We start from the raw sequence: 25918 nt of genomic DNA, 5'->3' as shown, positions 1-25918 counted from the left end.
GGGAAATAGTCCGACTACGCCCTGCCTCTTACTCTACTCTGGACAGGCAAGCGTTGGGCTTACCTTGCAGTTGTTCTCGATCTGTTCGCAAGGAAACCAGTGGGCTGGGCAATGTCATTCTCGCCGGATAGCAAGCTGACCATCAGAGCGCTGGAAATGGCGTGGGAAGCTCGCGGTAAACCAGCCGGAGTGATGTTCCACAGTGACAGTAATAATGCCGATGTCAGTCTTTACCACCACTTAGTTTGCCGTTTAACCAGATTGGTGTGATTACTGATGCAGTGAAGACCTTCCCGCATCCTGACTCACACAGCGATCGACCTTTTGTGTCCTGCCCTGGACCCGTCGGTTGCCGGAAGCGCCTTCATGCGAGGCATCTCCTCACCGATGCGCGTGACTCAAGAAGGGCCTGACGGCTTGTCTCGTTACTGTCCTGTCCGGGTTATCTGTCTGGAGATTCAACTCTGTTTCCTCACAGGAGCTCTGTCATGGTTGATAAAGTTACCGAAGCTGCCGTTGTGGGTGGCGTGGATACACATAAAGATTTGCACGTTGCCGCTGTCGTAGATCAGAACAATAAAGTCCTTGGGACTCAGTATTTCTCCACAACACGACAAGGTTACCGGCAGATGCTGGCATGGATGACCTCGTTTGGGACATTAAAGCGAATTGGTGTTGAGTGCACAGGTACCTATGGTTCCGGTTTGCTTCGTTATTTTCAGAACGCCGGGTTAGAAGTTCTTGAGGTGACTGCTCCAGACCGGATGGAGCGACGCAAACGGGGTAAAAGTGACACAATTGATGCTGAATGTGCCGCTCATGCAGCATTCTCAGGCATCAGGACAGTTACTCCCAAAACGCGTGATGGCATGATTGAGTCCCTGCGGGTATTAAAAACTTGCCGAAAAACAGCAATATCAGCCCGCAGAGTCGCTCTCCAGATTATCCATTCAAATATTATCTCTGCCCCGGATGAATTACGTGAACAGCTCAGAAATATGACGCGCATGCAGCTCATCAGGACCCTGGGTTCCTGGAGACCTGATGCCAGTGAATACCGCAATGTAACCAACGTTTATCGCATTTCATTAAAGTCCCTTGCCCGACGCTATCTCGAGTTACATGACGAAATCGCTGATCTGGATGTCATGATTGCGGCAATTGTCGACGAGTTGGCACCTGAGCTGATTAAACGTAATGCTATCGGATACGAAAGCGCTTCACAGTTGCTGATCACTGCCGGAGACAATCCTCAACGGTTAAGATCAGAATCAGGATTTGCGGCACTGTGTGGTGTCAGCCCGGTCCCCGTTTCTTCTGGAAAAACGAACCGTTACCGACTTAATCGTGGTGGAGATCGTGCTGCAAATAGTGCACTTCACATCATCGCCATCGGACGCTTACGAACTGACGCAAAAACAAAGGAATATGTCGCCAGGCGTGTAGCCGAAGGACATACAAAAATGGAAGCGATACGCTGTCTAAAGCGATATATCTCCCGCGAAGTTTACACGTTACTGCGCAATCAAAACAGGCGGATCAACAGTATCCCGATAACAGCTTGACTCTTAGAAGGGCGTCCAGGGTAGCCACTATACAAGCAGGCAGTTCCGGCAGTTACTGTGGCGTTGCCAGATCAGGCAGAGTATGAGCCGACGTGGAAACTGTTGGGACAACAGCCCGATGGAACGCTTCTTCCGTAGTCTGAAAAACGAGTGGGTGCCAGTGACAGGTTATATAAACTTTAGCGATGCTGCTCATGCGATCACAGACTATATCGTCGGGTATTACAGCTCGCTAAGGCCGCATGACTATAACGGTGGGTTGCCCCCAAACGAATCGGAAAACCGATACTGGAAAAACTCTAAAGCCGTGGCCAGTTTTAGTTGACCACTACAAACCAACAGTGTAAGTCCCCCTAAGCATTCGATTTTTTCTTGCAACTTTCGCTGTCATATAGCGTCACAGACATAGGTTCCCCCTCTTTATTCTCAACGGATACTAAAACAACGGCATTTTTACTCATAATCAGTGATTTTATTGAAGGGTTATTACAAACCAATATCCCTTTTATACCGTGGTCACTACTAGCCACATCATTGATAAAACCTGCATCAGTTGAATCAACTCTCACTGTATAGTTGAGAGAATCTATACGTTGCGCAGGAAGTTTAACAACCTTATTTCCTGTTTCCACTATCGGGACATAACCATCTAGTGTTGAAATTTTCACGCTGGTTATGGTGAAGAACTGTTTCAAGAAATCAGGTGGTACAACAATCTTCGTTTTTTGAGTACCTCCTGTCTCATCAGCAAATGCCAAAGAACTTATAAAACAAACAAGTAGAGCTAATATTTTCATCACATTTTCTCTTGTATTGCCAGCTATGACAGGAAGCCAGCTTCATTTGCTTATGATGTGGTTACAGGCTTTGAGAGGATAGCCGATAACACGTAAAGGGGCGCAACGCCCCCTTTATCATGGAAACTTTTTGCCTTGCCTCTGATAATAATCCTTCCAGAATTTCGTTGGTGATTCTGCACAATAATCGGACAACTCTTTGAAATCAGACTTAAACTGAGGGAGGTTTTTGGCCAATGTTATTTGCTTTGGTAGTGCACCTGTACCATCACCAACAACTTTAAACGTCATTGCACCACGCTTTCTATCCTCGTTAATTAATTCCAATACTGCAACAGTTTGCATTCTGCCTTCATGCAACTGCTTCAAATAAAACTTTCGGTTAAGGAAGAAATCACGGAATGTTGGCGCGTCTGCTTCAAGCCTAATGTCCCAAGTAAGCGGTAGAGCATCACAGATTTTTTCACTCATCATTTCACCGCTCGCGCTTCCGTCCTCGGATGCCTCCATACTCAAAGTCATCTTTGGTTGTGAAGGATCTAATCCCAGTTCGCCACTGTCCGCTGAGTATTCAGCATTTGTTGACCATTGACCTGTTAAAAATTCGCTATCGTAGATGTACGTATTCTTTAATTCTTTATAGGAGGAAGGAATTTTCACTAAACTATCTAAAACTCCACTGAAACTGGTCAGAAACCCCGCAAGATAGATCAGCGCGTATTTACCCCATTCGAGTTTTTTCATGGACATCCTGTGCGAGAAGTTGTGTTCAATCTTGCTTGTTAACCGCCACTAATTCCAAAACACCATGATGAGCTTGCCTATGGCAGTTTGGACATAATGCTATAGCATTTTCCACGGAGTCCTCTCCCCCTTTAGAAAGCCACTCAATGTGGTGAACCTCAAGAAATGGAGTACCATCTTCTTTCAGGAAAGGTGCATCACGCTGACAGCTTTGGCACTTACCATTAGCTCTTAAAAGAACTTCAGCAACTACATAGGGGCTTCGCTTATAAACTCGCGTTGTAACTTCGATTAGCTCAGGAGTTTTACTCTCAGCTTCTAAAATCTCTTTGCGTTCTGACGGGAGCAGTTCTGACGCAGCATCAACAGCCTTTTCAAACTCAGATTTTACCTTGCGGTAACACCATTTGCCTTGTTGATCCTGGTATAACTCCCAAATACCATGAACTGAGGGTTCATAGATTTCAAAAATGTTCCCTCGCTTGAATAAGCGGTCATACTGGTGATGACGATGGGTTACATTATCCGTTCGTCTGGCTGTTTTGTTGAAACTCCAGTAGCTCCGATTGCAGTTAACCGTGTTAACAATAAGGTTAAGGCGAGTATCGTCTTTATAATGCGGGAATATCCCTCTAAGATAATCATCCACTTGATTAGCCGTTGCAGCACCTCCGAACTGTTCTGCGACAACTTGTACAGTAGTTATTCTTATAGGTTGATCCCCATACTTGTATGTTCGTTTGGATTTTGCAGACATCATCATAACTCTTGCATCCCAAGATTTATCTCAGGTTAACTATCGAGCATAGTATATGCAACTATCTGCTTTAGGTATAAGAAACCATTCAGGGCGTTGATGATAAGTCAACGTGCAGAACCATTCGGCATAAGCGTAATATTGAAGGGAAAAGTGTACATACACCATGAGAGTCGAGGTGTGGCTATTGGCTGTCACACAATCTGGTAACAGCCATTAACTAAATGAAATTAAGTAGTTGATTTTAAATGGTTTAATATTCACCTTGTGCGCCTTCACAGGCGTCGAACAGGAGAATCAACGGCGCCAGTCAGCGCCATTTTAAGGCCGCGTAGTATAGCGGTTCACGCCCTTATAAGAAAGGTTTAACGTCACCGACGCCTTCACGCAACACCACCGGAGAATCGTCGGTTAAATCAATGACCGTGGTCGGCTGTTGGCCGAGATATCCGCCGTGGATAATTAAATCCACCTGTTTCTCCAGGCGGTCTTTAATTTCTTCCGGATCTGACTCGGTAAATTCGCTACCCGGCAGCATCAGTGACGTGGAGAGCATCGGCTCGCCCAGCGCTTCAAGCAGCGCCAGTGCTATCGGGTTTGAGGGTACACGCAGGCCGATGGTCTTACGTTTTTCTTGCAACAAGCGGCGCGGAACCTCTTTCGTCCCCTTCAGGATGAAGGTGTAGTTGCCCGGCGTGTTGTTTTTAATTAAACGGAAGGCCACGTTGTCGACAAACGAATAGGTCGACAGTTCAGACAGGTCACGGCACATCAGCGTAAAGTTGTGCCCGTCCGGCAGGTGACGGATGCGGCAAATGCGCTCCATTGCGCCTTTATCTTCAATTTTGCAGCCCAACGCATAGCCGGAATCGGTTGGATAGACGATCACCCCACCTTTACGCACGATTTCAACGGCCTGATTGATCAGCCGCTGCTGCGGGTTTTCGGGATGAATATAAAAAAACTGGCTCATACTTTCCTCTCTGTGATCTTGGGCTGCTCCCAAAGTTGCCAGACGCCTTCTACGCCTGCGGGCAACCAAAGTTTACGACCCAACTCAATCCATGGGCAGGGTAGATGAAAATCAGACCCTTGCGATGCCCACAATTGATGCTGACGCGCAAGCGTCGCCAGATGGGTGCGTTCATTGGGAGACTGCTGACACTGCGCTACTTCCATCGCGTCGCCGCGATGTTCAGCAAAATGTGCAACCAGTCTTTTCAGCCACTTAGCGCTAAGATCGTACCGCCCAGGATGAGCCAGAACAGCCTTACCGCCAGAATGATGAATGACATCAATAGCTTGTTCTATTGTACACCACTGTGGCGGAACGTAACCGGTTTTCCCACGGGCAAGATATTTTTTAAAGACATCCGCCATGGTTGTGGCTTTGCCACATTCCACCAGGAAACGCGCAAAATGGCCCCGCGTAACCGCCCCGCCATCAGCCAGGCGCAACGCCCCTTCCCACGCGCCGGGGATATGCGCTTTGTCGAGTCGTTCGGCAATCAGGCGCGCACGCTGCTGACGACGTTCCGTTTGTTGCGCCAGAAAATCGCACATCATGGGATGGGCGATATCAATGTTCAGACCCACTATATGGATCTCATGGTTTTCCCAGACAGTTGATATCTCGACACCAGGGATCAAATTTAACGCTAATCCCGAACGTGAAATTTCTTCTCTTGCCGCCGCAATGCCCGCCGTGGTGTCATGATCGGTGATCGCCAGTGTACCGACTCGCATCTCTACCGCACGGTGTACTAAGGCTTCTGGGGTTAATCGCCCATCGGAGGCTGTAGTATGACTATGCAGGTCATAAATCACTGCGTAATTCGTGTCGCTCAAGGCGGCTCCCGTTTCAATAAATGTCGTAACACGCCCATCATAGCGGTTTCGGCAAATATACTGAAATCAGGTGTTGACTTTATTCCACCGAACTAGTTAACTAGTACGCAAGTTCACATGAAGAAGGTATCTGCAATGAAAGCAACATTTTTTCTGCACGGTTGGTGGCGCACTTCCTGATTTCGGGCAGTGTCTTACGTCTGCAATTTGCAACCAGATACCCGGCCCGCCTAATGAGCGGGCTTTTTTTTGAACAAAATTAATGAGAATAACGATGCAAACACAAAAACCGATACTCGAACTGCTTGCCTGCGATGCCGCCTACCGTGAGAATCCGACGTCGCTGTTTCATCAGGTATGTGGCGCACGTCCGGCAACGCTGCTGCTGGAATCTGCAGATATCGACAGCAAAGACGATCTGAAGAGCTTGCTGCTAGTCGACAGCGCATTGCGCATTACCGCTCTCGGTGACACTGTCACTATTCAGACGTTATCCGCAAACGGCGCATCGCTGCTGCCCTTGCTGGATGCTGCCCTGCCCGCTGGCGTTGAGAATGAAAAACAGACGAATGGTCGTCATCTGCGATTCCCTGCCGTCAGCCCGCTGTTGGATGAAGACGCCCGTTTATGTTCTCTTTCCGTATTTGATGCTTTTCGCATACTGCAGGGGCTGGTGAATGTTCCTGTTCAAGAACGTGAAGCGATGTTCTTCGGCGGTCTGTTTTCCTACGACCTGGTTGCCGGTTTTGAAGATTTACCTCAGCTTGAAGCGGGCAACCGTTGTCCTGACTACTGCTTCTATCTGGCAGAAACGCTGATGGTTATCGACCACCAGAAAAAAAGCACCCGAATTCAGGCCAGTGTTTTTACCCCCAATGATGCGGAAAAACAGCGACTTAACGCCCGTCTGGCGCAGCTGAGCCAGCAGCTTACCGAGCCTGCGCCGCCGTTGCCGGTCACTGAAGTCCCGCAGATGCGCTGCGAGTGCAATCAGAGCGATGAAGAGTTCGGCGCCGTAGTACGTGGCATGCAAAAAGCGATTCGCGCGGGCGAAATTTTCCAGGTAGTTCCGTCCCGACGTTTCTCGCTGCCCTGCCCGTCACCGCTGGCAGCCTACTATGTGCTGAAGAAAAGTAACCCCAGCCCATACATGTTTTTCATGCAGGACAACGATTTCACGCTGTTTGGCGCCTCCCCGGAAAGCTCGCTGAAATACGATGCCACCAGCCGCCAGATTGAGATCTACCCGATTGCCGGCACTCGCCCGCGTGGTCGTCGTGCGGACGGTTCGCTTGACCGCGACCTTGACAGCCGTATCGAGCTGGAGATGCGTACCGACCATAAAGAGCTTTCTGAGCACCTGATGCTGGTTGACCTTGCGCGTAACGACCTGGCGCGCATCTGTACGCCTGGCAGCCGCTATGTTGCTGACCTCACCAAAGTCGATCGTTACTCCTTCGTAATGCACCTGGTTTCGCGTGTGGTAGGCGAGCTGCGTAGCGATCTGGATGTGCTGCACGCTTACCGCGCCTGTATGAATATGGGCACGTTAAGCGGAGCGCCAAAAGTTCGCGCTATGCAGCTTATCGCCGAGGCAGAAGGTCGTCGCCGTGGCAGCTACGGCGGCGCGGTAGGTTACTTCACGGCTCATGGCGATCTGGATACCTGTATTGTCATTCGTTCCGCCCTCGTGGAAGACGGTATTGCCACCGTACAAGCCGGTGCCGGGATTGTTCTGGATTCTGTACCGCAGTCTGAAGCCGATGAAACCCGTAATAAAGCGCGCGCGGTTCTGCGTGCTATCGCCACCGCGCACCACGCACAGGAGACCTTCTAATGGCTGACATTCTGCTGCTCGATAATATCGACTCTTTTACCTATAACCTGGCGGATCAGCTGCGTACTAATGGTCACAACGTGGTGATTTACCGCAACCATATTCCGGCCCAGACGTTGATTGACCGCTTAGCAACGATGAAAAATCCTGTGCTGATGCTCTCTCCAGGCCCAGGTGCGCCAAGCGAAGCAGGTTGCATGCCGGAGCTGTTAACCCGTCTGCGCGGCAAGCTGCCAATCATCGGCATTTGTCTGGGACATCAGGCCATTGTTGAGGCCTATGGTGGATATGTGGGCCAGGCTGGAGAAATCCTGCACGGCAAAGCGTCCAGCATTGAACACGACGGTCAGGCAATGTTTGCTGGTCTGGCGAATCCGCTGCCGGTGGCACGCTATCATTCGCTGGTTGGCAGCAACGTTCCGGCAGGATTAACCATTAACGCCCACTTTAACGGCATGGTGATGGCGGTGCGTCACGATACCGATCGCGTCTGCGGCTTCCAGTTCCATCCGGAGTCCATTCTGACCACCCAGGGCGCGCGTCTGTTGGAACAAACGCTGGCCTGGGCGCAACAGAAGCTTGAACAAACCAATACGCTGCAACCAATTCTGGAGAAACTGTACCAGGCGCAGACGCTGTCTCAGCAGGAAAGCCACCAGCTGTTCTCCGCCGTGGTCCGCGGTGAACTGAAGCCGGAACAACTGGCTGCGGCGCTGGTGAGCATGAAAATTCGTGGCGAACACCCGAATGAAATTGCCGGTGCGGCAACCGCGCTGCTGGAAAACGCAGCCCCATTCCCGCGCCCTGATTATCTGTTCGCCGATATTGTCGGTACCGGCGGCGACGGCAGCAACAGCATCAATATTTCTACCGCCAGCGCCTTTGTTGCTGCGGCTTGCGGACTGAAAGTTGCCAAACACGGCAACCGCAGCGTCTCCAGCAAGTCAGGCTCTTCGGATCTATTAGCGGCATTTGGCATCAATCTGGATATGAACGCCGACAAATCCCGTCAGGCGCTTGACGATCTCGGCGTGTGTTTTCTGTTTGCGCCGAAATACCACACCGGTTTTCGCCATGCCATGCCGGTACGCCAGCAGTTGAAAACCCGCACGCTGTTTAACGTGCTCGGCCCGTTGATTAACCCGGCACATCCGCCGCTGGCGCTGATCGGCGTTTACAGCCCGGAGCTGGTGCTGCCGATTGCCGAAACGCTGCGTGTGCTCGGATATCAGCGGGCAGCCGTAGTGCACAGTGGTGGCATGGACGAAGTTTCGCTGCATGCACCGACCATTGTGGCAGAGCTGCACGATGGGGAAATCAAGAGTTATCAACTGACGGCAGAAGACTTTGGCCTGACGCCTTACCACCAGGAACAGCTGGCTGGCGGCACACCGGAAGAAAACCGTGACATTCTTAGTCGCTTGTTACAAGGTAAAGGTGAAGCCGCTCATGAAGCCGCTGTTGCCGCGAATGTCGCCATGTTAATGCGCTTGCACGGTGAAGAAGATTTAAAAGCCAATGCGCAAACCGTGATTAATGTACTGCGCAGCGGTGCGGCCTATGACCGTGTCACTGCACTGGCAGCAAGAGGGTAAATGATGCAAACCGTTTTAGCGAAAATTGTCGCAGACAAGGCGATTTGGGTAGAAGCCCGCAAACAGCAACAACCGCTGGCCAGCTTTCAAAATGATGTTCAACCCAGCTCTCGTGATTTCTACGATGCGCTGCAAGGTGCGCGCACCGCCTTTATTCTGGAATGTAAAAAAGCATCTCCGTCAAAAGGCGTGATCCGTGATGACTTCGATCCGGCACAGATTGCGGGCGTTTATAAACATTATGCTTCCGCGATTTCCGTACTGACCGATGAGAAATATTTCCAGGGCAGTTTTGATTTCCTGCCTATCGTCAGCCGCATCGCGCCGCAACCTGTTCTGTGTAAGGACTTTATTATCGATCCTTACCAGATTTACCTGGCGCGTTTCTACCAGGCGGACGCCTGTTTGTTGATGCTGTCGGTCCTCGATGATGAACAATATCGTCAACTCGCCGCCGTCGCCCACAGCCTGAAAATGGGCGTACTGACCGAAATCAGCAACGAAGAAGAGCTGGAGCGCGCTATCGCACTGGGCGCCAAAGTCGTTGGTATCAACAACCGCGATTTACGCGACTTGTCGATTGATTTGAATCGCACCCGCCAGCTTGCGCCGCGCCTGGGCCACGGTGTGACCGTCATCAGCGAGTCCGGGATCAATACCTATGGTCAGGTGCGCGAGCTCAGCCACTTCGCCAACGGTTTTCTGATTGGTTCCGCGCTGATGTCGCATGATGATCTGCACGCTGCCGTGCGTCGCGTACTGCTCGGCGAGAATAAAGTCTGCGGTTTAACCCGGGCTCAGGATGCCAACGCGGCGTATAAATCCGGCGCGATTTATGGCGGACTGATTTTTGTACCCACATCGCCACGCGCGGTTAGCGTTGAGCAAGCGCGAGAGGTCATGACCGGCGCGCCGCTGCAATACGTCGGGGTGTTTCGCAACACAGATATTATCGACGTACGTGAAACAGCGGCTGCTCTGGGACTCACGGCCGTGCAACTGCATGGTAGCGAAGATCAAGCCTACGTAGACGCGCTACGCAATGCGCTACCCGCACAGGTACAAATCTGGAAGGCGCTCAGCGTCAGCGATAAGTTGCCAGCCCGGGATTATCAGCATGTCGATAAATACGTATTCGACAACGGTCAGGGCGGCAGCGGGCAACGCTTCGACTGGTCACTTTTAGGCGGACAATCGCTGGATAACGTATTACTGGCTGGCGGACTTGGCGCAGATAACTGCGTTGACGCGGCAAAAACCGGCTGTGCCGGTCTCGATTTCAATTCTGGCGTAGAGTCACAGCCGGGCATCAAAGATGCACGTCTTCTGGCTTCGGTCTTTCAGACGCTGCGCGCATATTAAGGAAAAGGACATGACAACATTACTCAATCCGTATTTTGGTGAATTTGGCGGTATGTATGTGCCACAGATTCTGATGCCTGCCCTGCGCCAGCTGGAAGAAGCTTTTGTCAGCGCGCAAAAAGATCCTGAATTTCAGGCGCAGTTTACAGACCTGCTGAAAAACTATGCGGGTCGCCCAACCGCACTGACCAAGTGCCAGAACATTACTCAAGGCACCAACACGACGCTGTATCTCAAGCGTGAAGATTTACTGCACGGCGGCGCGCACAAAACCAACCAGGTGCTGGGCCAGGCGTTGCTGGCGAAGCGCATGGGTAAAACGGAAATTATCGCCGAAACAGGCGCGGGGCAGCACGGTGTTGCATCTGCTCTCGCCAGCGCACTGCTGGGGTTGAAATGCCGTATTTACATGGGCGCGAAAGATGTTGAACGTCAGTCGCCGAACGTTTTCCGTATGCGTTTGATGGGTGCAGAAGTTATCCCCGTTCACAGCGGTTCCGCAACGCTGAAAGATGCCTGTAACGAAGCGCTGCGCGACTGGTCTGGCAGCTACGATACCGCGCACTATATGCTCGGTACAGCGGCAGGTCCGCACCCCTTCCCGACTATTGTGCGTGAGTTCCAGCGGATGATCGGTGAAGAAACCAAGGCGCAGATTCTGGAAAAAGAAGGTCGTCTGCCGGACGCCGTTATCGCCTGCGTGGGTGGCGGTTCTAACGCCATCGGTATGTTCGCCGATTTTATTAATGAAACCAGCGTCGGTTTGATTGGCGTAGAGCCAGGCGGTCACGGGATTGAGTCTGGAGAACACGGCGCGCCGTTGAAACATGGTCGTGTCGGGATTTACTTCGGCATGAAGTCCCCGATGATGCAGACCGAAGAAGGACAGATTGAAGAGTCTTACTCTATTTCCGCCGGGCTCGACTTCCCATCGGTCGGGCCACAGCATGCGTACCTGAACAGCATTGGTCGCGCCGATTATGTTTCAATAACCGATGATGAAGCACTGGAAGCCTTCAAAACGCTGTGTCTGCACGAGGGGATTATTCCGGCACTGGAGTCCTCCCATGCCCTGGCACACGCGTTGAAAATGATGCGTGAAAATCCGGAAAAAGAGCAGCTACTGGTGGTTAATCTCTCCGGTCGCGGCGACAAAGACATTTTCACCGTACACGATATTCTGAAAGCGCGAGGGGAAATCTGATGGAACGTTACGAAAACCTGTTTGCACAGCTGAAGGACCGCAAAGAAGGTGCTTTTGTCCCCTTCGTAACCCTGGGCGATCCGTCTGTTGAGCAGTCACTGAAAATCATTGATACGCTGATTGAAGCTGGTGCCGACGCGCTTGAACTCGGCATTCCGTTCTCCGATCCGCTGGCCGATGGCCCAACCATTCAGGAAGCCACCCTGCGTGCGTTTGCCGCCGGCGTCACACCATCGCAATGCTTTGAGATGCTGGCGCTGATTCGCCAGAAACATCCGACGATTCCCATTGGGTTGCTGATGTATGCCAACCTGGTCTTCAGCAAGGGCATTGACGAGTTTTACGCCCAGTGCGAAAAAGTGGGTGTGGATTCTGTGTTGGTAGCCGATGTCCCTGTTGAGGAGTCTGCGCCATTCAGAACTGCTGCACTGCGTCACAACATCGCACCGATTTTCATCTGCCCGCCGAACGCTGATGAAGAACTGCTACGCCAGATTGCCTCTTACGGTCGCGGCTACACTTATCTGCTTTCACGTGCAGGTGTGACCGGTGCCGAAAATCGTGCGGCATTACCGCTGCATCATTTGGTTGAAAAGCTGAAACAATATGATGCACCGCCTTCTTTACAGGGCTTCGGTATCTCTGCGCCTGAACAGGTAGCCGGAGCTATTGAAGCCGGTGCTGCCGGTGCAATTTCCGGCTCGGCAATTGTGAAAATCATTGAGAAAAATGTTGCGGCACCGGAACAGATGCTGGCTGAGCTGAAAGCGTTTGTCAGCACGATGAAAGCCGCCACCCACCAGTAAGTTAAATCAACCGCCAGAGACGTCTGGCGGTTTCACCCTTCTTCCGTGTGCTTCATTCTATACATAGCGCTATCCGCATTCTGAATGGCTACATCCAGTTCACCGTTCACCTCTGCAATTCCCCACGATACTGACAATGGCACGGTATGCCCATCCACCACAAACACATGACTGGTCACCTGCCCGCTAATACGTTGCGCGATTGCTATGGCGTCAGTTGCCTGCGATCGAAACAGCAGGATCATAAATTCATCCCCGCCGGTACGAATTACAATATCGTGGCTGGTGCGAGTGTTTGACAGCATCCTGTTGGCGATAATTTGCAACGCGCGATCGCCTGCCGCGTGGCCCCAGGTATCATTGACGGCCTTAAATTTATTGCAGTCCAGTAGCACCACCGAACAGTGTGATAAATCCCGACGCTTGATAATGTCGAGTATTCGGCGGTTAAAACAGCCGGTCAGAGTATCGATATAAACCTTGAGGTCGCTTTCGTTTAGCCATGACTTTAACGAGAAGCTAATGATGATGAAAAAGAACGGCGCCAGCAGGATAACAATCCCGGCATGTGTATCGCGCGCCATAAAACGGCCTAATGAAAGCGAATAGTGCAGCGCATATTTCTCCGAAAAATTGCGCACCAAATAGCTGGATTGCCCCGCACATTTGCCGGATAAGCAGAGGCTCTCTTTGTTGGTCAGATTCACTAACTCCACGTTCAATCCGGGAAGGATTTGATTATCAAACGCCTCGGCTAACGCTTCCTGCAGTTCAGGCTTCGAATGATCATAGACCAGATAGGCAACGATTTGGTCTGATATCTCCTTACCCGACAGATCGTAGATATAGCTCACTACGCTGTAGGCTTTTTCACCGGTAATTTTATCGGTATAGAAGTTTGTTGAACTGAGAGCTTTATTTTTGACGTTTTTTTGCAACAACCGGGTATAGAAATCGGTGGGCGGATAGAAAAAATGCGTTATATCCATCGCCATTTCGGAGTCAGAAAAACTGAAATTGCGCGAGTCAGAAGCCATAAACCAATAAAAATAATCTGAATTGCTGGCGATAATGTAACGGTGCGCATCGAAGCTGCCTGGATTTAGCTCATTAACCATTCCGCGAATGAACTCCGCCGCAGTATACATACACAGCGCATTATGGCTGGGTTGCTGAGCAATAATCGTCCCCGTTGCAGAATGAACCCGCTTTGGGTCGGCGTTAATTCCCCATTCATCTTTGTTTCGCGGAACAAACTGCGCCATAACACCACACTGTTCGCCGGTTTTGATGTGGTAATAACGCTCGCCAATCGCATCGGCAATCAGTTCATTATCGTTAAAAATGTCCAACATGTGAGCTTGCAGGCGGCTAACGCCTTCACTGGCGGCCGCCATACGCTGTTCATAAATGATAAACAGAAACAACGAGGTAAAAATCAACGTAATGAGCCCGGATACCAGCAGAGCCTGCCTGTTTCTGAGCTTATCCTGCACAATCTTCACGAGTCCACCCTGATAGTTAACAGTATTGCCAAATCGGTTACCCGTTTATGTTGTTGCATAACAGCGTTGTACGTTGATAGAGAATGTTTGCCACTCCGAAGCAGGTAAGTTGATGTAGCCCGCAGCAGCGCGCGTAGGTTACAGATTTATACAATAAAGCACATATTTGTTAACATAAGCGCAAACTAATCATCACCTTCGATAGGATACCCTGCCCGCCGGATGGCCTCGCGGCAGTCGTTTACGCCTGCGGCATAGCCCGCCTCAATCTCACAAACCGGACTTGCGCTGCAATAAGGTAGTGTAACCGGAGTCGCAATAAGTTTCTCCAGCGCCTCAATTTTATCCATGCAAAGCAATAATTCACGTGCAACACTCACGGCAAACGCTGCCGTTTGATCCTCGTAGAACGGTTCCAGAAGTGTGATTTTTTGCTGTAGCAGATGGCGGGTCAACATCATCAGCAATCCCCTCAAAGTTGGTTTGCTTAAAGAGTAGCACTACATCAAAGGGGAGAAAGGCAGGATGTTTTCCCCAGAATTTTTTAAATGAAGAACGAGGGGAATTTTTCCTGGCTGCTAACCACGGGCAGGTATGCCCGGAATCTATACAGTTCAGTCGTTTTGGTTGTGCAACCATTAATGAAGTTGACTTCAAAAAGTCCCTTGCGAGACACTGAAGGAAAGCATGCCAAATATGGGTGAACTTGTTGAGACATCTGTTGATTAAATTAGTTATGTTAAGCGTTGGATTTTTAAGCGCTGGGGACATACTGGCAAATACTCCGGAACAGGTAATCACCGCTTTCCAGAGGGATTATAAATATTGGAATGACCAGTCATTTCAGAGAAATCAGAACTACGGAAAGCAAGAAGTTATGCTCCTGGCCCAGAAGGGTTGGAATGAGCTTTTGAATAAATATACAAAACCTGGTTTTCAGGGCGAGCCTATAGCTTTTGGTTCTGAGTCTAGTCATGATCCTGAGCAAGAGAACATCATATCGGTTCAGATTACTGAAAAAGTAGCGACCGTGACGACCAGATTATCGAGGCAGTATTATTCACCTGTTTATGAATATCAATTGTCCAAAGAGAATGATACCTGGTACCTATCTCAGATATTTTTAGTTGATGATGATGGAAAATATCCGAGTTTGTAATAAATAGTGCACTCATTACAACTTTATGAGTTAAAAAAATCTGCCATAATGACAGATTTCTTTAATCTATCATTAGAGATTTGCAACGTTATGATATACTTTTTGAACATCATCGTCATCTTCAAGAGCATCAACAAGCCCTGCAAAGACTTCTAAATCTTCTGGTGAAAGTTCAATTTCTGATTGAGCAATCATCTCTAATTCTGTAGTTGAGAACTCAGTAATTCCTGCTGCTTTTAGAGCTGCAATGCCTTTATGAAGATCTGTAGATTCAGTATAAATAACGATGTTTCCTTCTTCCTCGGTTACATCACGAACATCTACTTCAGCATTAAGCAGAATTTCAAAAATATGGTCAGGGTCTGTCCCTTCAAATACAATTACTCCGGTATTGTCAAACATATAGCTGACAGAACCCGCCGCTCCGATATTCCCGCCTTTTTTATTAAAAATTGAGCGGACATTAGCAATCGTACGGTTAACGTTTGAAGTCAATGTTTCAGCGATAATCAGTGAGCCACTGGGACCAAAGCCTTCATAACGCCCTTGCACGAACGTTTCATCGCTGCCGCCTTTGGCTTTATCAATGGCTTTATCAATAACGTGTTTTGGAACCTGCGCTTGTTTCGCACGTTCAATAACGAATTTTAAAGATGTATTTAATTCTGGGTCTGGTTCGCCTTGTTTAGCAGCAGCATAAATTTCTACACCGAATTTTGCATATACATTAGACGTTGCACCGTCTTTAGCTGTTTTTTTAGCAACAATATTTGCCCACTTACGTCCCACTGGAATGATCTCCTCGAAAATTCATTTACATTATTGAATGGTAAATAATCTGCCATCACATTATATCATGATGTATAAACATTAGTCCATGAAAAATAAAATATCCAAATTTTACGATATGTTACTTTAATTTTATCAATAGGTAACATTTTGGATAAGTTATCCCCTTATTATCTGCAGGTTCTTTTTTGTACGTAATAAATGAGCCGCAGCAATAATGCATAAGAGAATAGAAACAAAAGCGATATTCCAGATAAACACACAGGCTATTATAGTTACCGCGGTACTGCTTAAAGAGAGCGCTACAAGTCATCTTGCACAGCGCCTTATTTGATAGTGTGTTCGTTTAGTACCGGGACAAGATACTTAGCCTATATTTACTCCACCACTACAACAAAGGGAAATGCTAAATGGGTGGAACGGTACAACCAGCATCTCTGACTGATGCGTTCAGAAGCACACGTGACTCAGTTGACTACGGCTGGTCAAAATAACGATACGCGTGGAAAAGAATGGAAAAACTGGTCATTTGATGACCAGTTTTGCAGAGGAGTTTTGCAGAAGAACTTAAAAACGATAACCCGCAGAGAACATAAACACCCACGGATCGAGGCGTACACTGTCGCGCTGCTGGACGCCACCCATTTTATAGCTTGCGGTGGTGTCGATATCCATGTACCAGACCGACATGTTAATCAGCCAGTCGCGGTTAATCAGATAGTCCATACCGACTTGCCCTGCTGCACCCCAGGAATCTTTCAGACTCAGGTCCGATAATCCTGTTTCTTTACCGTTATCGTTAAAGCCTTCATCGAAGAAGGTCGTGTAGTTCACACCAACACCTACGTACGGACGCAGTTTACTGCTGGAGTCACCGAAGTACCACTGTGCCATTAACGTCGGCGGCAAATGATGTACGGTGGCAATATCACCCGTTGCTGCAGTACCAATTTTATGGCGGAACGGTGTAGCCGCCAGTAATTCAACACCGATATTGTCGGTTGCCATGTAGGTAAATGTCAGACCCAACTGCGTGTTATTGCTGACATCAAAGCCACCTAAGCTGCCCAGCGTACCACCTGCACCTTCCGTCGGTCTGACGGTGGCTGAACCTGCACGAATAAAGAACTCTCCAGCTTCATGCGCAAATGCGTTACCAGAGAGAAGGGTTGTTAAAGCCAATGCTGCAACTGTTAATTTTTTCATGTCCGCTCCATCGTTATGGTTATAAAAGCGGAATGAATATACCTACTTTGGAGTAATAAATGATCTAACATGGATCACATTGACTTTGATAATTTAACATTTATTGATCCAGATTAAGTTAGAACTTGCATTCAGAATCCTGGTTAAATTAATTCAGATCAATTTTGATATATTTTCAATGTGCAAGTACCTCCAGCTCATTGCTGATGGGTGTTTGTTATCTGCACGCGATGCGCAGATAACAAACAGCGTTCATGCACGACGCTGAAGTCATAGCCAAAAATTACCGCAGCTTTACAAAGATATGCTTTTCCATACATCGCGCGATGCTGCCACTGTAGAGTTATCCAGGGTACAATTGCCCGCAAATGAACACCTGCAAAACTCAAGGAGAGTGCATGTCTATCACGGCGAAATCCGTTTACCGTGACACGGGAAACTTTTTCCGTAATCAATTCATTACCATCTTGCTGGTATCGTTGTTGTGCGCGTTTATCACAGTGGTGTTAGGGCATGCCTTTTCCCCCACTGACGCACAAATTGCGCAACTCAGTGAAGGCGATCAGTTAACCAGCAGCGTGGGGTTGTTCGATCTGGTGCAAAACATGACCCCGGAGCAACAGCAAATTTTGCTACGCGCTTCCGCGGCGTCTACGTTTTCTGGTCTGATTGGTAATGCCATCCTTGCCGGTGGGGTCATCCTGATGATTCAGCTGATTTCAGCAGGTCATCGGGTCAGCGCATTACGTGCCATCGGCGCCAGTGCGCCAGTGTTGCCAAAGCTGTTTATTCTGATTTTTTTGACTACTCTGCTGGTGCAAATCGGTATTATGCTGGTTGTTGTTCCCGGTATTCTGCTGGCCATCCTGCTGGCACTCGCACCTGTGATGTTGGTACAGGACAAAATGGGTGTCTTTGCCGCGATGCGCAACAGTATGCGTCTGGCGTGGTCGAATATGCGACTGGTTGCGCCGGCAGTAATCGGTTGGTTGCTGGCAAAAACGCTGCTGTTGCTTTTTGCGCCAAGTTTTGCAGTACTTACGCCGAATGTAGGCGCGGTATTGGCGAATACGCTGAGCAATATGATCTCCGCGGTGTTGCTGATCTATTTGTTCCGCCTGTACATGCTGATTCGCCAATAAACCCTGAACGCATTCCGGGCTTGTACCCGGTGCTTTTGATGACGGAATCGAAGAATGAAGCAGTTTCTTGATTTTTTACCGCTGGTTGTCTTTTTTGCTTTTTATAAGCTTTACGACATCTATGCGGCGACCTCGGCGCTGATTGTCGCAACGGCTGTAGTGTTGATTTACAGCTGGGTTCGCTATCGCAAGGTCGAGAAGATGGCGTTAATCACCTTTGTCCTGGTGGCCGTATTTGGTGGCCTGACTATTTTTTTCCACAACGATGAATTCATTAAGTGGAAAGTAACGGTGATTTACGGGCTGTTTGCTGGAGCATTGCTGGTAAGCCAGTGGGTGATGAAAAAACCGCTGATCCAGCGCATGTTAGGTAAAGAACTGACCCTGCCGCAGCCAGTCTGGTCGAAACTAAATTTAGCCTGGGCAGTCTTTTTCATCCTGTGTGGTCTGGCGAATATCTATATTGCATTTTGGCTACCGCAGAACATTTGGGTCAACTTCAAAGTGTTCGGCCTGACCGCCCTGACTTTATTCTTTACGCTGCTGAGTGGGGTCTATATTTACCGTCATCTGCCGCAAGAAGATAAATCGTAATACATGCTCGCCAGATCTGCGGATCTGGCGAATTTTTATCCCCTCGCGTTCCATAGAGCTGACAACCTGACTTACATCTGCTCTGCATGCCGCATCCCCTCTGTTCTCGACGCACAAATTCTAGTAGCATCGCGCCTGTAATCTTTCTCTATAGTCGGTTCTACAATGACAACAACGAATAACACTCCCCAGGGTGAACTGGTTTTACGCACTCTGGCCATGCCTGCCGATACCAACGCGAACGGTGATATTTTTGGCGGCTGGCTGATGTCACAAATGGATATAGGTGGCGCGATTCAAGCCAAAGAGATCGCACATGGTCGTGTGGTAACTGTGCGGGTTGAAGGAATGAGCTTTTTGCGCCCGGTCGCCGTAGGTGATGTAGTGTGTTGCTATGCTCGCTGTGTGAAACGCGGGACAACCTCAATCAGCATCAATATTGAAGTTTGGGTGAAGAAAGTCGCTTCTGAACCTATTGGCCAGCGTTATAAGGCCACCGAAGCTCTGTTTATCTACGTTGCCGTTGATAAAGACGGGAAACCGCGTCCAATCCCCACGTTGGCCTGATAGCACACGCCAGTAATGCTATCCGGCAATCATCACTCTTGATCATTGCCGGACGGCCTGATGCTTACTCGATCTGCGTTGTGCCGTTTAATTTGAAAACAATATTCACCACGAGTCCGGAACCGGGTTTACCTGCTTCATAACGCCATCTACGCATCGCGTTTTTCACTTCACGCTCAAACATATTGGCAGGCTGTGCAGACAGGATCTCCACATTTTCAACCCGACCATCCGGCGTTACATTAAATTTGACCTTTACCCGCCCTTCAATGCGCAGCGCCTGAGCTCGCGCCGGATACTGAGGCTGATTACGGCTTAAAGCACGTGGACCCGATGGCGCACTGACCACCGGTTTGCTGGTAGTTGCCGGTGCTGTATTGGTCATTGTGCGCGTAGGTGCCGTATTTTCCAGCGGGGAGGCCGGCCGCGGTTCTGCTGGTTTAACATCGCGTTTCGGCTGCTCTTCCACCTTTTTCACCGGTTTTGGCTTCGGTTTAGGCTTGGGCTTCGGTTTTTCAATCACCACCGGCGCCTCTTTTGGTGGCTCTGGAATCGGCTCTGGTTCCGGTTCAGGCTCGACAGCGGGTTCCGGCGGCGGCTGAACGGCCTGAGGTGGTTCGAGATCGGCAGGCGCGACCATCGTGACAGAGATCGGCTGCGCTGGCGCAGGCAGTTCAATAACCTGATGTACCGAGGTATACAGCAAACCAGCCACTACGGCACCATGAATGCCGACAGACAGTAACGTTGGCCAGGGAAAGCGACGAGGTAAATCAAGGGTCATTGAAGTCATAATCGTTTCAGTAAAAAAACCAGGCCCCGATTTTAAATGCAAATAGCAATCATATTCAATAAGCCCGTGGCGGTAACTGACATTTAGAACGCGATTTTATGATAAAAAACCACTTTCAGAGTATGGCCTTAACATATCAGTTATCTTTCCGTTGCAGTTGTTAGGCCTTTCCAATAACGTTATTAACGACTTTTACCGTTCAAGGAGTTCTACCCGTGCTGTATGTTATTTACGCCCAAGATATCGCAGACTCTCTCGAAAAACGTCTTTCCGTGCGCCCTGCTCATCTGGCTCGCCTGCAACTCCTTCATGACGAAGGTCGTTTGCTCACGGCGGGCCCCATGCCAGCGGTCGATAGTAACGATCCCGGTGCGGCGGGTTTTACCGGCTCGACGGTGATTGCCGAATTTGAATCTTTGGAGGCGGCACAGGCGTGGGCGGAAGCCGATCCGTATGTTGCAGCGGGCGTTTACGCGCAGGTTTCAGTAAAACCGTACAAAAAAGTATTTTAAAAACAAAACAAAAACAGACATTGGGCACCGCCAGCGGTGCCCTTTTGGGATCAGATGCTGTGGATCGCAAACAGCAACGAGTTGCGTTGATGGTTGAGAATGCACTTTCTGATAGTGTGGATACGCATATTACGACGCGATTGTCCTTCAAGCCAACGTGCTTTACGGCGGCTAGCCTGACGCAGCATCCGCCAGCGTCCCACTTCCGTTCTACTACGCTTCATGTTTACTACTCTTTCAGTCACTGAGTGGCCATTATAACGCCACACCGAATGCAGACCAGCGGTTTTCCCGTGTTTTTATTTGCCAGATTAATCCTGATGCGTAAACTCTTAACAATACGCTTTCAAAAGGATTTTTAAATTTATGACAACCTTCTACACCGTGGTGAGTTGGCTGGTCATTCTGGGTTACTGGGTACTCATTGCTGGCGTAACATTACGCATTCTAATGAAACGACGCGCAGTGCCCTCCGCAATGGCCTGGCTTTTGATCATCTATATTCTGCCATTGGTAGGGATCATTGCTTATCTGTCCTTCGGTGAGCTCCACCTGGGTAAACGCCGCGCCGAACGCGCCCGGGCAATGTGGCCGTCAACGGCCAAGTGGCTGAACGATCTTAAAGCCTGTAAGCATATTTTTGCGCAGGAAAACAGCAGCGTCGCCTCCTCCTTATTTAAACTGTGCGAGCGTCGTCAAGGAATCGCCGGCGTTAAGGGAAATCAGCTGCAACTGCTCACCAGTTCAGATGACGTGATGCAGGCGCTGATCCGTGATATTCAACTGGCGCGCCACAACATAGAGATGGTGTTCTACATCTGGCAGCCGGGTGGTATGGCCGATCAGGTAGCCGAGTCGTTAATGGCTGCCGCGAGGCGTGGCATTCACTGTCGCCTGATGCTGGACTCCGCCGGCAGCGTGGCGTTCTTCCGCAGCCCTTGGGCGGCGATGATGCGTAACGCAGGTATCGAGGTTGTAGAAGCGCTGAAGGTGAACCTGATGCGTGTATTTTTACGCCGTATGGACCTGCGTCAGCATCGCAAAATGATTATGATCGACAACTACATTGCGTATACCGGCAGCATGAACATGGTCGATCCGCGCTTCTTCAAACAAGATGCAGGCGTTGGGCAATGGGTTGATTTAATGGCAAGAATGGAAGGCCCGGTAGCCACCGCTATGGGCATCGTCTATTCTTGCGACTGGGAAATTGAGACCGGAAAGCGCATTTTGCCCCCGCCACCGGACGTCAATATCATGCCGTTTGAGCAGGCCAGCGGGCACACCATTCACACAATTGCCTCGGGTCCTGGTTTCCCAGAAGACTTGATTCATCAGGCGCTGTTAACCGCAGCTTATTCAGCGCGCGAATATTTAATTATGACCACGCCTTACTTTGTTCCCAGCGACGATTTGCTGCATGCAATTTGTACGGCAGCACAGCGTGGGGTCGACGTCAGTATCATTCTTCCGCGTAAGAATGATTCCCTGCTGGTTGGCTGGGCAAGCCGGGCCTTTTTCACTGAGTTGCTGGCAGCTGGCGTTAAAATTTATCAGTTCGAAGGCGGCCTGCTGCATACCAAGAGCGTACTGGTCGATGGCGAGCTGAGCCTGGTCGGTACCGTTAACCTGGATATGCGCAGTCTGTGGCTCAATTTTGAAATCACGCTGGTCATTGACGATGCTGGATTCGGCGGCGATCTCGCCGCCGTGCAGGATGATTATATTTCGCGTTCCCGCCTGCTTGATGCCCGTTTGTGGGTAAAACGACCACTCTGGCAGCGGATAGCAGAGCGACTGTTTTACTTCTTTAGTCCGTTGCTGTAAAACGTGCCCATCAGACAGTAAACAGGTAGTCATTATGGATATGGATTTGAACAATCGCCTGACCGAAGACGAAACGCTTGAGCAGGCTTACGACATTTTTCTCGAACTGGCTGCGGATAACCTCGATCCGGCAGATATCATTCTGTTCAATTTGCAGTTTGAAGAACGCGGCGGTGCCGAGTTATTCGATCCGGCAGAAGACTGGCAGGAGCATGTTGATTTTGACCTGAACCCTGATTTCTTTGCCGAAGTGGTGATTGGTCTGGCAGATACAGAAGACGGCGAGATTAACGATATTTTTGCGCGCGTTTTATTATGTCGCGAAAAAGATCATAAGCTCTGCCATATTCTCTGGCGCGAATAATCAAACAAAAAAGCTGCTCTCGCAGCTTTTTTTATTTTTAGCCCGGCAGTTTGCTTCCGCAACGGTTACAAAACTGCGCGCTATGTTCGTGCTGCGCCTGCTGACACTGGGGACATTTTCGTTGGTGCCCGCGATGCTGGAACGCACTGCTCATGTGCGTGGTAATCAATCCCGTCGGTATCGCAATCACCGAGTAGCCAATCAGGATAAGCACGGACGCCACCATGCGCCCCAACGGGGTGTGCGGTGTGATATCGCCATAGCCGACGGTGGTTACAGTAACAATCGCCCAATACACCGACGCATTCAGCGTAGTAAATCCATATTTTGGCCCTTCAATCAGATACATCATCGCACCAAAAACCACCATCAGAATGGCGATAAAGGAATAGAACAACATCAGCTGATGTCGGGCACTTTTTAACGCATTCCAGAACACCCGTAGAGAAGGCATAAAGCGCAACAGCTTGAGAATACGCAGTACGCGCAGAACACGCATCGCCCGCCAGGCGAAAACATAACTCAGACTGATTTCCGGCCATAGCCACATCACATACAGCGGCAGAATGGTGGCAAGGTCAACTATCCCCCAGAAACTAAACACATATTTGGCGGGATTGGCCCAACAGCATAAGCGCAGAAGATATTCGAGAGTAAAGACCAGAGTAATAAAGATCTCCAGCCAGACAAAAACGCGCCATTCCTCAAAGGTTAAATGGTATTGCGTCCCTACTCCGGACTCAATGAAGATAACAATAACGCTGAGCAAGGCGAATAGCGCGCACATACCTTCAAAGCGACGCCCTGAACGGGTGTTTAAATCGAATAATTTGCGAAAGAGCGCGCGGCGGACAGAAGAGACTAAACCTGGCACAGATACCTCACCAAAAAAAGGGCTGACTTTTGTCAGCCCTCGGAATTATAGCGGGTCTACTTTCAGGCAGGAAACTGCGTGTCGGAAACTTCCTTCGAGAACCGGGCGCGTTTTTGCGCATTCCGGCCCTGCAATCGGGCAGCGCGTACGGAACACGCAACCGGAAGGAGGGTTAATCGGGGACGGTAACTCGCCTTCCAGCAACTGGATAACCTTGTTCCTTTCCTGATCCGGATCGGGGATCGGCACCGCAGACATCAGCGCTTTGGTATAAGGATGCAGCGGGTTATGGTACACCTCGTCATAGGTCCCTAATTCCACCGCATGTCCGAGATACATAACCAGCACACGGTCGGAGATATGTTTAACCACCGCGAGGTCGTGGGCAATGAAGATTAACGATAATCCCATTTCTCGCTGAAGTTGTTGCAGCAGGTTAACCACCTGGGCCTGGATTGACACGTCCAGCGCCGAAACGGGTTCATCGCAGATAATCAACTTCGGTTCGAGGATCAGCGCGCGGGCAATACCAATACGCTGACACTGGCCACCTGAAAACTCATGTGGGTAGCGGTTAATCAGGTTGGGCAGTAATCCTACCTTCATCATCATCGCTTTCACACGATCGCGGACTTCCTGACCAGTAAGATTCGGATGATAAGTACGCAGCGGTTCGGCAATGATTTCACCAATGGTCATGCGCGGGTTTAAAGATGCCAGCGGATCCTGGAAAATCATCTGGATATCACTGCGTACTTCCCGCCACTCATCGGGTTTCATGCCGAGTAAATCTTTACCCAGCCAGGCAACCTTTCCATCGGTGGCCTTCACCAGGCCGATAATCGCACGGGCAAAGGTCGATTTCCCGCAGCCTGATTCACCGACCACGCCCAGGGTTTCGCCCTCATACAGTCGCAGGGTTACGCCATCAACTGCCTTAAGGGTTTTAGATGGTTGCCAGAACCACTGTTTGCCATCTTTAATATCGAAATGGACTTTAAGGTCAGCAATCTCAAGGAGCACTTTACGTTGTTCGGTTACCGCATTCATACCAGTTCCTCCACCGGCTTAAAGCAGGCGCGCAAACGGCCTGGACTAAATTCCTCCAGTGGCGGAGCACTGCTACAGATTTCCATCGCATGCGGGCAACGCGGCTGGAAGGGACAGCCTTTTGGCAGACGCAGCAGGTTCGGTGGGTTGCCCGGGATCGTGAGCATCTCTTCCCCTTCTGCATCCAGACGAGGTACTGCATTCAGCAAACCAATCGAATACGGATGAACGGGCTTATAAAAGACATCCCGCGCACTGCCGTATTCCATCGTACGACCGGCGTACATCACCAGAACTTTATCGCAAATACCGGCAACAACCCCCAGATCGTGGGTGATCATGATAATCGCGGTGTTGAATTCGCTTTTCAGTTCATTCAGCAGCGTCATGATTTGCGCCTGTACCGTCACATCGAGCGCAGTGGTCGGTTCATCGGCTATCAGTAATTTGGGCCTGCACAGCAACGCCATAGCGATCATAACGCGCTGACGCATACCACCGGAGAATTCATGCGGATACATTTTCATGCGCTTACGCGCTTCCGGCATTTTCACCGCATCCAGCATTCTGACCGACTCTTCAAAAGCTTCCGCTTTGCTCATGCCTTTATGCAGCATCAGAACTTCCATCAACTGCTCCCCGACCCGCATGTACGGATTGAGAGACGTCATCGGGTCCTGGAAAATCATCGAGATTTGCTCGGCGCGCAGTTTGTTCAGTTCACGTTCCGGTAAGTTCAGAATTTCACGTCCGTTGAACGTAGCGGAGCCCCCGATACGACCATTAGCCGCCAGCAGGCCCATCAGGGCAAAGGCCGTTTGCGATTTACCTGAGCCGGATTCTCCGACAATACCCAACGTTTCTCCAGCTCGCAGAGAAAAGTTTAAATCGTTGACCGCAGTTACATCGCCGTCGGGGGTAGCGAACGTCACACGCAAATCTTTTACGTTCAGCAGTGCGTTAGCCTGTTGTTGCGCGAGCGGCGCGGTTGAGGTTTCAATTACGCTCATGGCTGCACTCC

28 protein-coding genes, 3 pseudogenes and 1 other annotated feature are annotated in these 25918 nt (G+C 49.8%); of the genes and pseudogenes, 17 read left to right on the top strand and 14 right to left on the bottom strand.

What is annotated here, in order from left to right; translation table 11 throughout:
- Positions 1-27 precede the first annotated feature (27 nt).
- The 3 genes and pseudogenes from SK39_RS26395 to SK39_RS26385 form a co-directional block, all read left to right on the top strand.
- A pseudogene (locus SK39_RS26395) lies at positions 28-216 on the top strand (DDE-type integrase/transposase/recombinase); the annotation flags it as partial.
- Positions 217-488: 272 nt separating this feature from the next.
- A complete protein-coding gene (locus SK39_RS22080; RefSeq protein WP_000227969.1) occupies positions 489-1565 on the top strand; it encodes an IS110 family RNA-guided transposase in 1077 nt (358 codons plus the stop codon).
- A 16-nt stretch (positions 1566-1581) separates the two neighbouring features.
- Positions 1582-1890, top strand: a pseudogene (locus SK39_RS26385) (integrase core domain-containing protein); the annotation flags it as partial.
- 28 nt (positions 1891-1918) lie between these two features.
- Here the strand turns inward: SK39_RS26385 and SK39_RS22075 are convergent.
- From SK39_RS22075 to rnm, 5 genes are all read right to left on the bottom strand, one after another.
- Positions 1919-2362 carry a hypothetical protein gene (locus SK39_RS22075; RefSeq protein WP_003841269.1) on the bottom strand — a complete coding sequence of 148 codons (444 nt, stop codon included), beginning with the start codon at positions 2360-2362 and terminating at the stop codon, positions 1919-1921.
- 117 nt (positions 2363-2479) lie between these two features.
- Positions 2480-3106 (bottom strand): hypothetical protein, encoded by a 627-nt coding sequence (locus tag SK39_RS22070; RefSeq protein WP_048217500.1) that lies wholly within the window; start codon positions 3104-3106, stop codon positions 2480-2482.
- Positions 3107-3131: 25 nt separating this feature from the next.
- Complete coding sequence (locus SK39_RS22065; protein ID WP_046671245.1) at positions 3132-3863, bottom strand: HNH endonuclease; 732 nt, start codon at positions 3861-3863, stop codon at positions 3132-3134.
- A 352-nt stretch (positions 3864-4215) separates the two neighbouring features.
- On the bottom strand, positions 4216-4836 hold the full coding sequence (locus tag SK39_RS22060) for an L-threonylcarbamoyladenylate synthase (protein WP_003020628.1): 621 nt from the start codon (positions 4834-4836) through the stop codon (positions 4216-4218).
- The gene (gene rnm, locus SK39_RS22055; protein ID WP_048217499.1) at positions 4833-5711 is read right to left on the bottom strand and encodes an RNase RNM; all 879 of its coding nucleotides are present in this window, start codon (positions 5709-5711) and stop codon (positions 4833-4835) included. Before rnm ends, SK39_RS22060 begins: the two co-directional genes overlap by 4 nt.
- A gap of 135 nt (positions 5712-5846) precedes the next feature.
- Here rnm and trpL point away from each other — a divergent pair, with 135 nt between their 5' ends.
- The 6 genes from trpL to trpA all read left to right on the top strand — a co-directional run bounded on the left by trpL (position 5847) and on the right by trpA (position 12515).
- Positions 5847-5891 (top strand): trp operon leader peptide, encoded by a 45-nt coding sequence (trpL, locus tag SK39_RS27215; RefSeq protein ID WP_191229385.1) that lies wholly within the window; start codon positions 5847-5849, stop codon positions 5889-5891.
- Positions 5868-5962 (top strand) — a sequence feature (Trp leader region). (Overlaps the previous gene by 24 nt.)
- A gap of 23 nt (positions 5963-5985) precedes the next feature.
- The gene (locus tag SK39_RS22050; protein WP_048217498.1) at positions 5986-7548 is read left to right on the top strand and encodes an anthranilate synthase component 1; all 1563 of its coding nucleotides are present in this window, start codon (positions 5986-5988) and stop codon (positions 7546-7548) included.
- Positions 7548-9143 carry a bifunctional anthranilate synthase glutamate amidotransferase component TrpG/anthranilate phosphoribosyltransferase TrpD gene (gene trpD / locus SK39_RS22045; RefSeq protein ID WP_003020639.1) on the top strand — a complete coding sequence of 532 codons (1596 nt, stop codon included), beginning with the start codon at positions 7548-7550 and terminating at the stop codon, positions 9141-9143. The genes SK39_RS22050 and trpD overlap by 1 nt, the downstream gene beginning before the upstream one ends.
- Positions 9144-9146: 3 nt before the next feature.
- On the top strand, positions 9147-10505 hold the full coding sequence (trpCF, locus tag SK39_RS22040) for a bifunctional indole-3-glycerol-phosphate synthase TrpC/phosphoribosylanthranilate isomerase TrpF (protein ID WP_048217563.1): 1359 nt from the start codon (positions 9147-9149) through the stop codon (positions 10503-10505).
- A 10-nt stretch (positions 10506-10515) separates the two neighbouring features.
- Positions 10516-11709, top strand: coding sequence for a tryptophan synthase subunit beta (trpB, locus tag SK39_RS22035; RefSeq protein WP_003020645.1), 1194 nt, complete (start codon positions 10516-10518; stop codon positions 11707-11709).
- Positions 11709-12515: a tryptophan synthase subunit alpha gene (gene trpA, locus SK39_RS22030; RefSeq protein ID WP_003020647.1), complete on the top strand. Its 807-nt coding sequence runs from the start codon at positions 11709-11711 to the stop codon at positions 12513-12515. Before trpB ends, trpA begins: the two co-directional genes overlap by 1 nt.
- A 32-nt stretch (positions 12516-12547) precedes the next feature.
- Here the strand turns inward: trpA and SK39_RS22025 are convergent, their stop codons facing one another.
- Both SK39_RS22025 and SK39_RS22020 read right to left on the bottom strand, forming a co-directional pair.
- Positions 12548-14020: a GGDEF domain-containing protein gene (locus SK39_RS22025; protein ID WP_032935568.1), complete on the bottom strand. Its 1473-nt coding sequence runs from the start codon at positions 14018-14020 to the stop codon at positions 12548-12550.
- Between the two features lie 185 nt (positions 14021-14205).
- Complete coding sequence (locus SK39_RS22020) at positions 14206-14481, bottom strand: hypothetical protein (protein ID WP_003841288.1); 276 nt, start codon at positions 14479-14481, stop codon at positions 14206-14208.
- Positions 14482-14741: 260 nt separating this feature from the next.
- Here SK39_RS22020 and SK39_RS22015 point away from each other — a divergent pair, with 260 nt between their 5' ends.
- Positions 14742-15179 (top strand): hypothetical protein, encoded by a 438-nt coding sequence (locus tag SK39_RS22015; RefSeq protein WP_231040640.1) that lies wholly within the window; start codon positions 14742-14744, stop codon positions 15177-15179.
- Between the two features lie 72 nt (positions 15180-15251).
- On the opposite strand, the gene SK39_RS22010 is transcribed toward SK39_RS22015, so the two are convergent.
- Positions 15252-15968 (bottom strand): YebC/PmpR family DNA-binding transcriptional regulator, encoded by a 717-nt coding sequence (locus tag SK39_RS22010; protein WP_003020658.1) that lies wholly within the window; start codon positions 15966-15968, stop codon positions 15252-15254.
- 567 nt (positions 15969-16535) lie between these two features.
- Positions 16536-17174, bottom strand: a complete 639-nt coding sequence (gene ompW / locus SK39_RS22005) for an outer membrane protein OmpW (RefSeq protein WP_003833354.1) — start codon at positions 17172-17174, stop codon at positions 16536-16538.
- 283 nt (positions 17175-17457) lie between these two features.
- Here ompW and SK39_RS27630 point away from each other — a divergent pair.
- The 4 genes and pseudogenes from SK39_RS27630 to yciA form a co-directional block, all read left to right on the top strand.
- Positions 17458-17544, top strand: a pseudogene (locus SK39_RS27630) (YkgJ family cysteine cluster protein); the annotation flags it as partial.
- Between the two features lie 28 nt (positions 17545-17572).
- A complete protein-coding gene (locus tag SK39_RS22000) occupies positions 17573-18316 on the top strand; it encodes a YciC family protein (protein ID WP_003020663.1) in 744 nt (247 codons plus the stop codon).
- A gap of 54 nt (positions 18317-18370) precedes the next feature.
- Complete coding sequence (locus tag SK39_RS21995) at positions 18371-18910, top strand: septation protein A (RefSeq protein ID WP_003020667.1); 540 nt, start codon at positions 18371-18373, stop codon at positions 18908-18910.
- Between the two features lie 165 nt (positions 18911-19075).
- Positions 19076-19477 (top strand): acyl-CoA thioester hydrolase YciA, encoded by a 402-nt coding sequence (yciA, locus tag SK39_RS21990; protein WP_003020670.1) that lies wholly within the window; start codon positions 19076-19078, stop codon positions 19475-19477.
- Between the two features lie 64 nt (positions 19478-19541).
- On the opposite strand, the gene tonB is transcribed toward yciA, so the two are convergent.
- A complete protein-coding gene (gene tonB, locus SK39_RS21985) occupies positions 19542-20270 on the bottom strand; it encodes a TonB system transport protein TonB (protein ID WP_171278973.1) in 729 nt (242 codons plus the stop codon).
- A gap of 215 nt (positions 20271-20485) precedes the next feature.
- On the opposite strand from tonB, the gene SK39_RS21980 reads away from it, so the two are divergent.
- Positions 20486-20782, top strand: a complete 297-nt coding sequence (locus SK39_RS21980) for a YciI family protein (protein WP_003020675.1) — start codon at positions 20486-20488, stop codon at positions 20780-20782.
- Positions 20783-20832: 50 nt separating this feature from the next.
- Here the strand turns inward: SK39_RS21980 and SK39_RS27210 are convergent, their stop codons facing one another.
- Positions 20833-21006 carry a YciY family protein gene (locus SK39_RS27210; RefSeq protein ID WP_003020684.1) on the bottom strand — a complete coding sequence of 58 codons (174 nt, stop codon included), beginning with the start codon at positions 21004-21006 and terminating at the stop codon, positions 20833-20835.
- Between the two features lie 142 nt (positions 21007-21148).
- On the opposite strand from SK39_RS27210, the gene cls reads away from it, so the two are divergent.
- Positions 21149-22609 carry a cardiolipin synthase gene (gene cls / locus SK39_RS21975; RefSeq protein WP_003020687.1) on the top strand — a complete coding sequence of 487 codons (1461 nt, stop codon included), beginning with the start codon at positions 21149-21151 and terminating at the stop codon, positions 22607-22609.
- Between the two features lie 34 nt (positions 22610-22643).
- Positions 22644-22973: an HI1450 family dsDNA-mimic protein gene (locus SK39_RS21970; protein WP_003020691.1), complete on the top strand. Its 330-nt coding sequence runs from the start codon at positions 22644-22646 to the stop codon at positions 22971-22973.
- Positions 22974-23010: 37 nt separating this feature from the next.
- Here SK39_RS21970 and SK39_RS21965 read toward each other — a convergent pair whose 3' ends face one another.
- The 3 genes from SK39_RS21965 to oppD are packed head-to-tail and all read right to left on the bottom strand — an operon-like array spanning position 23011 to position 25907.
- Positions 23011-23847, bottom strand: a complete 837-nt coding sequence (locus SK39_RS21965; protein WP_003020693.1) for an ion transporter — start codon at positions 23845-23847, stop codon at positions 23011-23013.
- Positions 23848-23892: 45 nt separating this feature from the next.
- Positions 23893-24897, bottom strand: coding sequence for a murein tripeptide/oligopeptide ABC transporter ATP-binding protein OppF (gene oppF, locus SK39_RS21960; RefSeq protein WP_048217496.1), 1005 nt, complete (start codon positions 24895-24897; stop codon positions 23893-23895).
- A complete protein-coding gene (gene oppD, locus SK39_RS21955) occupies positions 24894-25907 on the bottom strand; it encodes a murein tripeptide/oligopeptide ABC transporter ATP-binding protein OppD (RefSeq protein ID WP_003833364.1) in 1014 nt (337 codons plus the stop codon). Before oppD ends, oppF begins: the two co-directional genes overlap by 4 nt.
- Positions 25908-25918 lie beyond the last annotated feature (11 nt).

It is taken from the genome of Citrobacter sp. BIDMC107 (assembly GCF_001037575.1).
GTDB classification, from domain to species: domain Bacteria; phylum Pseudomonadota; class Gammaproteobacteria; order Enterobacterales; family Enterobacteriaceae; genus Citrobacter; species Citrobacter freundii.
This window is presented reverse-complemented; position numbering and strand designations above follow the sequence as displayed.

Bases quoted from the DNA above. Each gene is read 5' to 3' on its own strand.
- SK39_RS22080 (WP_000227969.1), top strand. From the start codon at position 489: ATGGTTGATAAAGTTACCGAAGCTGCCGTTGTGGGTGGCGTGGATACA.
- SK39_RS22075 (WP_003841269.1), bottom strand. From the start codon at position 2,362: ATGAAAATATTAGCTCTACTTGTTTGTTTTATAAGTTCTTTGGCATTT.
- SK39_RS22070 (WP_048217500.1), bottom strand. From the start codon at position 3,106: ATGAAAAAACTCGAATGGGGTAAATACGCGCTGATCTATCTTGCGGGG.
- SK39_RS22065 (WP_046671245.1), bottom strand. From the start codon at position 3,863: ATGTCTGCAAAATCCAAACGAACATACAAGTATGGGGATCAACCTATA.
- SK39_RS22060 (WP_003020628.1), bottom strand. From the start codon at position 4,836: ATGAGCCAGTTTTTTTATATTCATCCCGAAAACCCGCAGCAGCGGCTG.
- SK39_RS22050 (WP_048217498.1), top strand. From the start codon at position 5,986: ATGCAAACACAAAAACCGATACTCGAACTGCTTGCCTGCGATGCCGCC.
- trpD (WP_003020639.1), top strand. From the start codon at position 7,548: ATGGCTGACATTCTGCTGCTCGATAATATCGACTCTTTTACCTATAAC.
- trpCF (WP_048217563.1), top strand. From the start codon at position 9,147: ATGCAAACCGTTTTAGCGAAAATTGTCGCAGACAAGGCGATTTGGGTA.
- trpB (WP_003020645.1), top strand. From the start codon at position 10,516: ATGACAACATTACTCAATCCGTATTTTGGTGAATTTGGCGGTATGTAT.
- trpA (WP_003020647.1), top strand. From the start codon at position 11,709: ATGGAACGTTACGAAAACCTGTTTGCACAGCTGAAGGACCGCAAAGAA.
- SK39_RS22020 (WP_003841288.1), bottom strand. From the start codon at position 14,481: ATGATGTTGACCCGCCATCTGCTACAGCAAAAAATCACACTTCTGGAA.
- ompW (WP_003833354.1), bottom strand. From the start codon at position 17,174: ATGAAAAAATTAACAGTTGCAGCATTGGCTTTAACAACCCTTCTCTCT.
- SK39_RS22000 (WP_003020663.1), top strand. From the start codon at position 17,573: ATGTCTATCACGGCGAAATCCGTTTACCGTGACACGGGAAACTTTTTC.
- SK39_RS21995 (WP_003020667.1), top strand. From the start codon at position 18,371: ATGAAGCAGTTTCTTGATTTTTTACCGCTGGTTGTCTTTTTTGCTTTT.
- yciA (WP_003020670.1), top strand. From the start codon at position 19,076: ATGACAACAACGAATAACACTCCCCAGGGTGAACTGGTTTTACGCACT.
- tonB (WP_171278973.1), bottom strand. From the start codon at position 20,270: ATGACTTCAATGACCCTTGATTTACCTCGTCGCTTTCCCTGGCCAACG.
- SK39_RS27210 (WP_003020684.1), bottom strand. From the start codon at position 21,006: ATGAAGCGTAGTAGAACGGAAGTGGGACGCTGGCGGATGCTGCGTCAG.
- cls (WP_003020687.1), top strand. From the start codon at position 21,149: ATGACAACCTTCTACACCGTGGTGAGTTGGCTGGTCATTCTGGGTTAC.
- SK39_RS21970 (WP_003020691.1), top strand. From the start codon at position 22,644: ATGGATATGGATTTGAACAATCGCCTGACCGAAGACGAAACGCTTGAG.
- oppF (WP_048217496.1), bottom strand. From the start codon at position 24,897: ATGAATGCGGTAACCGAACAACGTAAAGTGCTCCTTGAGATTGCTGAC.
- oppD (WP_003833364.1), bottom strand. From the start codon at position 25,907: ATGAGCGTAATTGAAACCTCAACCGCGCCGCTCGCGCAACAACAGGCT.